9 protein-coding genes are annotated in these 12,138 nt (G+C 39.5%); all 9 read right to left on the reverse strand.

What is annotated here, in order from left to right; all coding sequences use genetic code 11:
• Positions 1-4: 4 nt before the first annotated feature.
• The 9 genes from OVA16_RS02705 to OVA16_RS02745 are packed head-to-tail and all read right to left on the reverse strand — an operon-like array spanning position 5 to position 12,133.
• Positions 5-1,456 (reverse strand): M60 family metallopeptidase, encoded by a 1,452-nt coding sequence (locus tag OVA16_RS02705; RefSeq protein WP_267763386.1) that lies wholly within the window; start codon positions 1,454-1,456, stop codon positions 5-7.
• A gap of 11 nt (positions 1,457-1,467) precedes the next feature.
• Positions 1,468-3,207 (reverse strand): alkaline phosphatase family protein, encoded by a 1,740-nt coding sequence (locus OVA16_RS02710; RefSeq protein WP_267763387.1) that lies wholly within the window; start codon positions 3,205-3,207, stop codon positions 1,468-1,470.
• A 27-nt stretch (positions 3,208-3,234) separates the two neighbouring features.
• On the reverse strand, positions 3,235-4,833 hold the full coding sequence (locus OVA16_RS02715; RefSeq protein WP_267763388.1) for a DUF5008 domain-containing protein: 1,599 nt from the start codon (positions 4,831-4,833) through the stop codon (positions 3,235-3,237).
• 12 nt (positions 4,834-4,845) lie between these two features.
• Positions 4,846-5,589 carry a fasciclin domain-containing protein gene (locus tag OVA16_RS02720; RefSeq protein ID WP_267763389.1) on the reverse strand — a complete coding sequence of 248 codons (744 nt, stop codon included), beginning with the start codon at positions 5,587-5,589 and terminating at the stop codon, positions 4,846-4,848.
• Positions 5,590-5,594: 5 nt separating this feature from the next.
• Entirely contained in the window at positions 5,595-7,169 is a 1,575-nt protein-coding gene (locus tag OVA16_RS02725; protein WP_267763390.1) for a RagB/SusD family nutrient uptake outer membrane protein, read from the reverse strand.
• A gap of 10 nt (positions 7,170-7,179) precedes the next feature.
• On the reverse strand, positions 7,180-7,659 hold the full coding sequence (locus OVA16_RS02730; RefSeq protein WP_267763391.1) for a hypothetical protein: 480 nt from the start codon (positions 7,657-7,659) through the stop codon (positions 7,180-7,182).
• Positions 7,660-7,712: 53 nt separating this feature from the next.
• Positions 7,713-10,355, reverse strand: a complete 2,643-nt coding sequence (locus tag OVA16_RS02735; RefSeq protein ID WP_267763392.1) for a SusC/RagA family TonB-linked outer membrane protein — start codon at positions 10,353-10,355, stop codon at positions 7,713-7,715.
• A 56-nt stretch (positions 10,356-10,411) separates the two neighbouring features.
• Positions 10,412-11,431 (reverse strand): DUF5007 domain-containing protein, encoded by a 1,020-nt coding sequence (locus OVA16_RS02740; RefSeq protein ID WP_267763393.1) that lies wholly within the window; start codon positions 11,429-11,431, stop codon positions 10,412-10,414.
• A gap of 30 nt (positions 11,432-11,461) precedes the next feature.
• Complete coding sequence (locus OVA16_RS02745) at positions 11,462-12,133, reverse strand: fasciclin domain-containing protein (protein WP_267763394.1); 672 nt, start codon at positions 12,131-12,133, stop codon at positions 11,462-11,464.
• Positions 12,134-12,138: the final 5 nt, after the last annotated feature.

Raw genomic sequence — 12,138 nt, forward strand, 5'->3', positions numbered from 1 at the left:
TTTTTTAAATTGGATTTGAAAGCCAAACTTGCTCTGTTAACAATGGATATTGTGCTGATATTTTGTTTTTGGAAACGCTACTTACGGTAATGCCCCAAGCTGTTAAAAAAGGTTGCATATCGGTATTGGCGTAAGCAGATAACTTTTCGTAGAAAAAATCTATTTTATCTTGGTTATTGTTTGCCCCAAACCTGGCGTGTCTAGCTTCTGTTGCTAGATAAGTCATAAATTCGTATCCATATCTTTCAAATATTTGGATATACATCCCCAATCTAGCATCGAGCGAGGTGGTTGTAGCGTTGTAATTTTTTGTACCTGTTGATGATACATAAGCCAAACCAGCATCGAGCATTCTTTTATAATTGGTGTGCTTAAAGCCATTTTGCTTGGCTACTTTTAAACTGAATAGGTTACAGGTTACCTCGCCATTGCCTTCAAAGTTCCAGGTAGAGCCCATTTGCATATTGTGTCCAATTTCGTGGTAAGTACCCCAGTTAAGCCCAACTACCTCGGTTTGGGTAACCGCTTGCTTAAAATAGTTTTCGTTGGCTGTGGCCACAATAGGGTAGCCGCTATGCTGAGCACCAACCGATGGCTGAATATCATGCACAATACGCCAAGGCAACATGGCATTTCTATCTCTCACATCCGCTGCATCAGGAGACAAGCCGTACCATTTCCAAACACCATCTTCTACTTGTCTGTCCCAAGTTTCCATTAGTAATTGAGGATCGTTGATAGGATAATCAGCCAGTTTATTTACTGGCAAAGTGAAAATAATGCGCTTGCCCCTTAGCTCAAACCAAGGTACCTTGGTGTTGGCAATCATTTGCTTCCACTCGGCTGTAGTTGTTTCGCCTAGTACAAAATCTGGGGATTTTACTACGCCGGTAAACTGAAAAGTTATTTTTTTACCTAGCGGACGAGGAGGAATAATCCAAACATGGCCACCATACAGGTTGCGCAGCAAGTTTTTACCCGGAAACAATTCTTGGCGGCTATAAATTATCGGAGCCCTACTCAATGGATCTTTGCCTGTCAAATTATCTGTCCAAGCCCCAATTTGAGCCGTTAAGCCATAAACACCTACCGGCACTACAATCTCAATTAATTCGCCAGCAGGCGCATACATTCCAGTACTGAAATACCCACCGGGAGGCACAGAAACTCTTAAATGATCATTATTGCTTACTACGTAATCTAAATCTAGCGTAACTTCTATGCCTTTCAATCGCGGTTCTTCGATACCTACCAGCCCCGGAAATGCCCTAGCCGAATTAAACTGCGAACGGTCTACTTTATAAATAGAAGTATCTAAAACCAGATCTTTGAGCGTATCTGTGACACCATTTGGATTATAGCCATCTTCAAAAGAATAGCCATATTTCTTTTTACATGCCGCCAAACATAAAACTATCATTAAAATGCCTGCGACACTAAAACTATATCTTTTCATATTCATCATAATTATTGAGTGATGTTATAAACTGGCAACCAAACTTTTCCATCGAGCCCGTAGCTATCGGTCTTTATTTTTAACCAAGAGTAGATGTATCTTGGAATATCTACCCCACGTGGTAGTTCCTTGTATATTTCACTAGAAAATGGAATGCAGAATTTTGGATCTGTATCTTCAAAAGACTCCCAAACTGGGCTTCCACCTAGTGCAAAATTTCTTGTGCCCGATATTTTGTCTTTAAAAGCAACCCCAACGGCATCTGTTGCCGGCCAATAACCTATTAAAGAACTGTAATAAGGATGCGTTGTGGGTACATTTACCTGACAAGCATATTCTTTAATGATGTTGTCTGGAACGGCTGCCTTAAATAACCTGATATCAGTTATGCTTTGGGTTGCCGTGGCTCCATAGCCATCTATTTGTCCGGCTATTAGCGGCACAGCGTTGTCAACGTTCCTGCTGGTAATATCTACTGGATCTGAAATTCGCTCGCCATCTTGATAAAGCACCACCCATCTTTTGGCATTTTCATTGTATATCTTAAAGCCAAGCGTAAACCATTTGCCAACTGTTAGCAAAGGAGCCGAAGCACTAGTAATTGTTGATGAAGATAAGCCCGCAAAACGCCATGTCCCGTTAGATCCGTTGTGGATAATCCACCAACCAGTAGATGAATTTGCTGGGCTACTACTTTTAGAGAAAATTGGTGCGTTTAATGTCCCAAAAGCATGTACTTTCAATTTTAATTCTACGGTGTACTCTGGTGCTGCGGCTCCTGTACCAAAGTTAAAGATGGAGGCATCTGTAGCACTCAATGTACCTCTTAAAGCTGTACCATTTAGTTTAATGTTACTACCACTGTAAGGAATAGCACCCGTACTTGGCTTCTCGTAAACGCTAGTATTAAAAGCCGGATTATAGAACATAATGTAGCTGTTTAACAATGGTCTGCTAAAAAAAGTACCATCATTATCTGCCGGGTTAACAGGGTAAGCACCTCCTTGGTTAGAAGCTATAACCACTAACCAATTCTCATTGGTATAATTTTTACGGCTTTTTAGTTGGGCCATAATTTCGCCTATGTAACCATCTATTTTAAGAATAGCACTTTGGTACTGTGCCACCGAATTATCGTAACCGTATTGCGCACCCGCTTTATCTACGCTGCTAAACTCTGTAAGCACCACGGCGGCATCGTCTCTTTTCAGTTCATCTACAGTGGCCGTTTTTACCGCCAAATCATCATCATTAAAAGATTGGTTTACATCAGCATTGCTAATTAAATTTTGGCTTAAACGTGCCGATGCACAAAAAGCGGCCGTACGTAACGCAAAGTTCTCTTTAATTCGTTTAAAGAACATAGGATAGTTTGCTAACTGATTACCTGCAAAATTGGAGGTAGTTACACCATGTTTAACTTTGTTTACGCCTGTAAGCATATCTGTCCAAGTGGTTGCATCTAAACCACTATCATCACTAACCGATTCGTAAGCATAATTTGCATTTACCTTAATCTGGGTTAGGTTGGGAGCCATACTGGTTTCTATAGATTTGCCCCTGGCACCATCTATAATTACGTACAAAATTTTTGAGGTGCGAACATCTAAAACCGTATCTTTTGTTTTGGCAAAATCATGCTTACCTTCAAAATCTTTATTACACGCCGATAGGCCTAATATGACTAAAACAAATAAGGTGTAATACCATGCACCATATTTATTCGATTTATTTTCTTGTACTCTTTCCATTGCTATTTTAATCAAGAGGTAAATAATTTATGGTTTAAGGACTATTCTAACGATGTTGTTAACAGGTCTTGCATCAAACGTTGAGATAAACCCAGCTATAATTACTGTTGGATACCCTAGGCTATTTGTTCTTTCATAGATGTCTGAAATTGAACCGACAAATCTGCCTGTATTATTATAACCTTCGGCCAGTGTTCCATCTGAATTCAAGATCATAAAGCCTTGCCTGATGATGTTGTTATAGCTTGTAAAACTTCCCGAAACGATGATCTTTCCGCCAGAAAGCTGCGCTGCAAAAGTTGGAAAACCACCTACCATATTTTGAGCGGTAAACGAAGGGTCAAGGCTTCCATCTGCATTGATACGCACCAAGCCATTTACCGGCACACCATTATAGGTGGTAAAAGCGCCAGCCAACATGTATTTACCGCTAGTAGCATTATACCGTACGCTGTGAACGGGTCCGTTTGCCGCTGCTGTAAATGATAGGTCCACCCTACCGTTGTTATCTAACCTTAAGATGTAGTTAGCGGTTTGCGCTTGGTATCTTGTAAAACTACCTACCATCATCAGTTTACCATCGGGCTGTATGGCGGCATCGTAAACGCTACCATTACCTGCTTCTAATGGAGTACCGGCAACCTTATCAAAATTATAAGTAGAGTCCATTTTACCCTCTAAACTCATCCGTAACACATTATTTATTTTGGTGTAGCCTACTACTTTCCTATCGCGGGTAGATCTTTCATAAAAATGTTCTGCATAATTATTGAAATTACCCTGTACAATAATTTGATCATTATGGATAAAAAGTTTACTGGCAATACCACTAATTCCGCCATTAAACCTGGCTACGGTATCATAACTATTGTTTGGGATAAGCGGTGTTAAATTTACCACTTCTACACGTGTAGTATCTAGCGAACCATTGGCGTTTAACCTGGTAACACCGCTAATGCCTTTTCTATCGTTAAAGCTGCTAAGCCATCCACCTATCATAAACTGGCCGCTGCTTAAACGAGCAATAGATGTGATAGAACCATTGGCACCTTTTCCGGCACTTAAAGTACTAAGGTAAGTTCCGTTTTGATTAGTTAACACGATACCATTAATAGGCTGTTTTTCGGAAGCTGCCTGGGCGTAGTTGGAAAAACTACCCACCATCATCAGGTTTCCGTTTGGCAAAGGCAACACCTGGCTAATTGTATTATTTGCGCCCAAACTCGAGAAAGTAGCATCAACCTCGGTTTTACCAGCTATGTTTACCATTGGACCAAAAAATATCTGGTCGTCTACAATAATTACCGCCGGTCCAGAACTTAAATTATTGGGCACTGTAACCGTTACAGAATTTGCGGTAACTGCCGTAATTGTTGCCTCTACATTGTTAATGAGCAAATGCACCTTATCCTTATAAGGAACCAAACCTGTAGCGCTAAAGGTCATACTGTTGCCATCAATTACTGCCGCAGTAGTTAAAAACCTAATACCTAATGCTTCTTTACCACCTGCGTATGGATCTTGCGGCAAGGGCTCTGTTTTTTTACAAGCAGTAAAACCCACCGCAGCAAACATTAATACGAATAAAAAATGAACTGGATGCTTTATATCTTTAAATCTTTTCATGTCTATTTTTTATTAATTGCCAATGCCAAACTGTAGCGCTATTTCTGAAAATATTCCGGTGTTGAAACCAAATGCGTGGCGATCTATTTTTAGCGCATGTACAATCCCATTTTTAGGATTGATATCTGAAGACGAAACCAAAGCGTTTATCCAATATTTTTTGGGATTTGTCCAATCTGGAATGTACGATATCATTAATTGGCGATAGCCTGCGTATTTGATAACGATATTATCATTTTTGGCATCGTTAAATACCACCCCAATATTGTAGGGTACATTGTTATAAGCTAAATAACCTTGCCCAGCATAGGTATCTAAAGCCAATGTGTCTACTTGCTTATAATCTTTTAAGCGGTTTGTCCCTTTAAAGATATACGCTGAGAGCAGCGTTTTCCATGCTTGAGGTTTGATATCCTCCAATTTGCTTACTGTATCTCTACCTATAGAAAGCAAACGCTGGTTTAGCGCCGTAATTGACACCTGTATGGTTGGATCTGGTGGTGCAAAAAAGGTAACCTCTTCATTGTTGAAAGTGTTTTCCATACCTGCCAGCTTTATAATTTTAGCTAGGGTATCAAAATGTAGGGGCTTAGATTCCAAGTATTGCAATATCGTTCCATCAAATTGGGCCTTAGCCAAACCTGTATCTTTATAATAGTCTTTTTTACAAGAAGTGATGGTTAACATGGCCATAACCAGCAGCAATAAACCCATGCCTATTTTTCCAGTAAAACTCATTTTTATAGTTGTTTTCATTCGTTTTATTGCCAATAGTTATTTAATGTCATGTATGGATTGTTTGTTAAGGCAGCCCTGTCTATAGGCCATGTCCAGGCGCCAGCAATAAATGCAGAATAGGTAAGCGGATTGTAGCAGTAATCTGGATTTAAGATTTTTTTTGTACGTACTAAATCGTAGAAGTAATGCCCCTCGCCCATTAATTCTTTACATCTCTCCCAAAAAATAGCATCCTTTAATTTTCCTTCTCCTGGCTCTGCCGGATAAAGATCTGCACCTGCCCTAGCCCTAATTTTATTCAATAAATCTGCAGCTTTGGCATCATCAGTACCTAACTCGGCCAATGCTTCTGCCTGTAGCAAATACGTATCTGCCAATCTAAAAACAATAGGGTTGTCATCACTACTTTGGGTAGTAGCGCTCTTATTAAACATTTTATAGAATACGGCAGAACCATCCACTTTATACATATTTGCATCAAACCATACGTCTTTTCTTCTATCTGGTGCTGTTTCTGGATAAATCTTTTTAAGATAGTTAGGGTTGATGATGAGTTCTGTATAATTTCTATCGCTAATGGCAGGTGCAAAAATCTGATTTACTAAACCTACGCTAAACTTAAACCTATTTCTAGCAGTGCTTTCTCCATAGTTGTCGCTCAATTGTATTTCGTAAAGCCCTTCTTGCGAACGGCCAAACATAACCTGATACGTTAGCTCAATTGGCAACAGACGATAAGCACGTTCTTTTATTACGCCTATCTCTTCAATTTCATCACCAAATGCTACAGTTTCTTCGTAGTATTTTTTTGAATTACCGGCATCAAAACCTGCATTCCACATGTTCATGTGCATCATTAGAGCCAAAGCCCCTCCACGCATAGGCCTTACCCCTCTGTTAGCTGGGTCGGCGTAAGTCCAGGGTAAATTGTCTTTTATCTTTTTTAATTCTGCTACACAATCGTTAAATACAGTAACCATGTTCGTTCTTGGAAGTGCATCTTGCTGATAGGCTTCTTTGTAATAAGGTACATCGCCATACAGCCTCACTAAAAAGTAGTACGCCATGCAACGCATAAATACTGCTTCGGCTTTGTATTGATTTCTTTTGGCTTCTGTGATTTCTGTTGAGGGTATCAGATCAATCTCTTTTTGCATGATATTGCAAGACTGGATTACCCTATAAAACGGCGTCCAATTGGGTATGAGGTCATATCTGGCATTGTTTTGAAACCATTCTAGGAGTAATTGGGAAGCTGGTAGATTTAAAGCTCTGTTAGGATCGTAACGAGCTGCAATTGCTGGCTTTAGGTTGTTTTTTGCCAAATAAAGAAAATCTAATCTGTCCGGATTACCATCGAAGTATGTAAATGGAGCACAACGCTCATCGCCAACGGCAAACAAAACACTAGACATGGTGGCGTTTCTAAATAAACGATGAATATCGGTAGCGAAACTTTCGGCGTCTTTTTCGCTTGTCCAAAAGTTATTTCCTGAGAGCTTATTTAAAGGCTCTACGTTAAGGAATTTTTTACACCCGCTATTTGGGATGCTTAGCACTAAGGCAAAAATGAATAGGATATAGCTAATTCGTTTCATAGTGATCTTTTTAAAATTGAACGTTTAAGCCTAAACTGTAACTACGTCTTGATGGGTATCCGGCAGACATGTCCCTACCCAAATCGCTTACGTTTTCGGGATCTGGCCCAGAGTAACTCGTAAACGTGTAAACGTTATTAGCCGTAACATATACCCTCATAGAGCTTACGCCTATTTTTTTAAGTGCATTTCTATTGAAAGTATACGAAAAGGTAACGGAGTTGATTTTTAGGTACGAGCCGTCTTCTTGAAATAAAGTTTGGTTGTAACGGAACGGTAAAAACTGCGTTCCCGCGGTTGATGTAGGGCTGTAATTACCAAATCTTAAATAATCGTAAGGGTTTGGATAGGTGGCATTATCGCCAGCACTCCTCCAGTAGTTAAACTGCTCTATTGGAACCAAATTTGTTTCCGCCAAGGGATTGGCAAAATTTTGAAACATGCTAGACAAAGAGTTATTTAAAATATCTCTCTTGTAGGTATAAGACATGTTTACGTTAAGCGAGAACTCTTTGTACCTGATGAAAGAAGTAACACCTCCTGTTACTTGAGGAAATGAGTTACTACAGGCACCAAATCTCTTTGGTCTAAAATGTAATCTCCGTTAATATCGGCATAATAAGGATCTCCACCTTGGAAATATACCGGTGTGGTAGTACCATTAAAAGTTTTATAACGCATACCTGTAGCCGGATCTACCGCTACCGCACCGGTAGTAGAGTAAACACCTTTGGTATTGTAAAGGATGTTGGTTAAACTGTTTCTGCCCAGTCTGTAAAGAATGGCCTGACCAGTTGCCCCACCTTCTATTAATTGTTGTCGGGCTCCATCAGGCAGTGAAGTGAGCACATCTTTGTTGATGGCTCCGTTAAAAGATAAGGTCCACTCTACTTTGCTGTTTTTAGGCAAAGGCCTCACTGTTGCCGAAAGTTCGTAACCATAGTTAACCAAACTTACTTCGTTAGTTTTGATAGAGGTAAAACCAGTCATATTTGATAAGGCTTTAGATCTTAACTGGTTATCAACCATTTTATAGTAAGTATCAAAAGATAATGATAACCTACCATTGAAAATACCCATATCAAAACCGGCGTTATATTGTGTGGTTGTAGTTGGCACCAAGCTAATGTTTGGCAGGGTGCCAAAATCAACCCCTACAGATTGGTTTCCGTTGTAGAAACCTGTATAATCATAGGTACCAAAAGCATCAAAAACAGAACCTGTAGGCACAATATTTTTACCCCAACTAGCACGTAATGAACCGTAATCTAACCACTTAGATAACGTTAAAAAGTTTTCTTTGTTAAAGTTCCAACGTAAGCCAATAGATGGATTTTTTGACCATGGTGCATTTGGCCCGCTGGTAGACAAGCCATCTAACCTGTAAGATAAATCTATCACATATTTTTTATCAAAATCGTAAGAAACCTGAGAAGCAAATGCTACTGATCTTAAATCGAAATAATTATCTAGGATACCGCTTCTAGAAGTTGCACCAGTATTTCCTAGCGGCCCTTGATATTGATCATTGGTGGTTTGTTCATTATTTATGGCATGAGCCTGGAAATTTCGGATATACATTTCATTAAAAACGAATGCGTTAAGACTATGCTTCTTCATCGTTTTACTGAAATTGATCATATTCCTATTGTACAAGGTGCTACGTTTATCGTTGTACGAATACACTTTCGCTACGTTGTTCCCTAAAATGGCGGGTGTAAATGTTTCTACCGTACCAGTATTATAATCGTAACTAAAGGTACTGGTAGCCGTAAGCGATTTGATAAATTCGTATTTACCTTCTACTACTGCTTTTAAATTTCCTGTTTTGTTATCATTCTCGGTAATTAACGCCCCCAATGCAGCATTGCCATTAAACAAACTTGGGCCGGGCAGTAGAGAAGATGCAGACGCTGCCGAGGCTATACCTGTTTGCAGAACGCCATTTCCGCTACCATTTTGCCTGTTACCTAAATTAGTAGAAATATTGGCGTTAAAAGAAATCCGCTGATTGGGTCTATATCTGGTATTCATATTTAAAGAATACCTTTTGAAACCGGTGTTCTCTACAATCCCATTTTCATCGTAATAGCCCATGTTAACCTTATAGTTAAAATTATCATCGCCACCAGAGGCAGAAATGTTATGGGTTTGGTTAAAGGTTGTTCTATAAAATAAATCTTGCCAATTGGTTGAGTTGTTATAAAACGCATTTAAGCTATCGGCCAAAAACGGAGCATTGTCTATGGTTTCGCGGGCCGAGTAGATGTCTCTACCAAAAGTATTGATTTGCCATATACGCAAGGCTCTTTCTCCGTTGCCGCCCAGCACCTCTTTTAAATTTGGCGGCGTATTTACAAAGACGTTAGAGGTGTATTGGATAATAGGTGTTTTAGATTTTCCTCTTTTAGTAGTGATAAGAATTACACCATAAGCACCTTGCGAACCGTATAAAGAAGTTGCCTGAGCATCTCTAAGTACCGTAATTTCTTCTACATCCTCGGCGGGAATCATAGATAGTGGGCTAATGCCCGGACCTCCGCCAGAAAAGCCATATTCATAATCGGTATTAGCATCAATAGGTACACCGTCTATTACGAATAACGGAGAAGTTGGTGTTAAAAAGGCGTTATTACCCGATCCCTGAACATCGATACTGCTTAAGCCACGTACAAAAATAGAACCTCTCGCCCCTGGGCTACCCGTGTTGTTCTGAATATTTAAGCCCGCTACCTTTCCTTGTAAAAGCGAAATTAAGTTGGCTTCTGGTACATCCTGAATATCTTTACCGCTGATTGTAACGGCAGATCCAGTGGTTACTTCTTTTGTTTTTGGGGTGTAACCAATAACTTGTACCTGCTTTAAACTGGTGGCGTTATCTTCTACCAGTTGTACCTTTAAATCTGTTTTTCCTTTTACCTTGATGGATTGCGTTTTAAAACCCATATACCTAAAAACTAGTTCGGCATCTTCAGGTACACTAACACTAAATTTTCCATCTGAATCTGTATACCCAGCTGATCTTTGCGTACCGCTAATCATAATTACCAATGAGGGTATGCCCAAACCGTTGCTACGCTCTACTACAACTCCTTTTACGGTAATATTTTTTTGTGCATGAGCATTTGTAGCCGTTAATACAGCAAACATTAGCATTAAAACGAAATGAACACACTTTTGCTTCATGATAGGTTTGTTTGTGAAAAGTATCTTATCCAATTTTATTTTACTTGTATGTTCCATTAGTCGTCTGTAAATTTTGGATTGTCTGTCTTAAACCAAATGATGATATCCCAGCTTCCTTTTTGGAAAATGGTAAAATCAAATCCCAATTTTGCTACTTCTCTCATCCCGCCAAAGCCCATTCTGTCATAAAGAAAATCTACGCTAGCTCTAGTGCCATCTGCTGTGGTATAGGGCGTAGGAATGAGTACACAAGGTATGGGATATGCCACATCATAAGTTACTTCGGTGGCTGTCATTCTCATATTAAACCCGTGCACCAGTTTTGCCCAGTTAGTGAGCTTAAATTTGGCTGGGTCTATTGGATTATATAAGGTATCCAAGAACTTAAAGCTCAATGAATTTCCATCTCCCTTTCTGTGAAAAGAAATATTTACATCTCCAAAATTTAGGAAGCTAGAACTGGCTTCCCCCATAATGTTATCAATTCTTGTTGGGAATAGGTTACCCCCTGTAGATGTGCCCGTAAGTGGATTGATATTATTGGGTTCGTAGGCTCTTTCTTTGTAAGGCTGTAGCTTAAGGCCATTGTAATATTTACGACCGCCAGAGTTACTTACCTCTACATCGAAAACGTAACCAGAATCTGGAAATGATTTAACAATGTTTGAAGTAGCTTCCGACCACATGATCAGTTCTCCAGAATGTTGTCTGATTTCGAAAAAGGGATGTTCTTCAATTACTCTTTTTGCTTCAATTTCTGCCAATGTTTTCTCGCTGCCATCATAAGCTTTTTTCCAAACACTTACCGGAAAAGATTTTAGCAATTCAGGCGCAGACATACCATCACTATTTCTAATCCCAACAATTTTGAATGTTAAAGGCAAAGAAGAGCCCTGCGAGTTAAAGTTATTGCTCATTACGGTAGTTCTGCCCAAAACAGGTTGATAAACGGTTTGGGTAAAGCCTGCATCGGCGTTAAAAGCATCTTTGTCGGTAGGCAAAAGCTTTTTACAGGCACCAAACAGCAAAGTGCCGAGTAGAAGTATTAATAGTGCGTTTGTTTTATTTTTAAGCATCTCTGTATTTTTATATTCTTGCTTCAAATCCTATCTATTCATTCTATTTACAAACTCGCCAAAACCAAACTCATGCGAGGCGGCAATAATGTGTACAATAGCATTTTTACTGTGGATATTTACGGCTTGGGTAGTGGTGCTAATCCAATCTTTTGTGTACTGCGAGTTTTTCACATCACTGTAGATGATACTTTTAGGACCGCCGTTTACCAAGCCGCTGGCATTAGAGCTTTTATCTACGGCGTTCATCTCATAATCTAAGCGGGCAGTTCTGAGAAATGCCCCATCGGCAAACCTTAAACTATCTGTAGTGAGCTTTCCTTTGATGACGTAGCGATCCATCAAGATTTCTAACTGGTCTACATCTATGGTTGCTATGCCCAAAGGCGATTTGTTTTGCCCGTTTCTAACCTTATTAAGGCCTGTAAATGCCACCTCAAAGCTTCTGTTGGTAAGTGCAAAAACGGTAAGATTTTGCTCTTGTACCATCCAATCTTTAAATCCGGGCACCCTTTCAATCGCTTTGGTAAGCGAATCAAACTGCTGCTGACTTTTTAGATAGGCATATACATCGCCATCGTAAACGTTTACTTCATTTACAAAATCATATCGGCCATTGTCTTTCTCACAGGCTGTAAATGCCAAACACAATATCAAAAAGCCTAGTAAAATTTTACTCTTATTTTTCTTGTTAAAATTCATTGCTT

This window comes from Pedobacter sp. SL55 (genome assembly GCF_026625705.1).
Classification (GTDB): Bacteria; Bacteroidota; Bacteroidia; order Sphingobacteriales; family Sphingobacteriaceae; genus Pedobacter.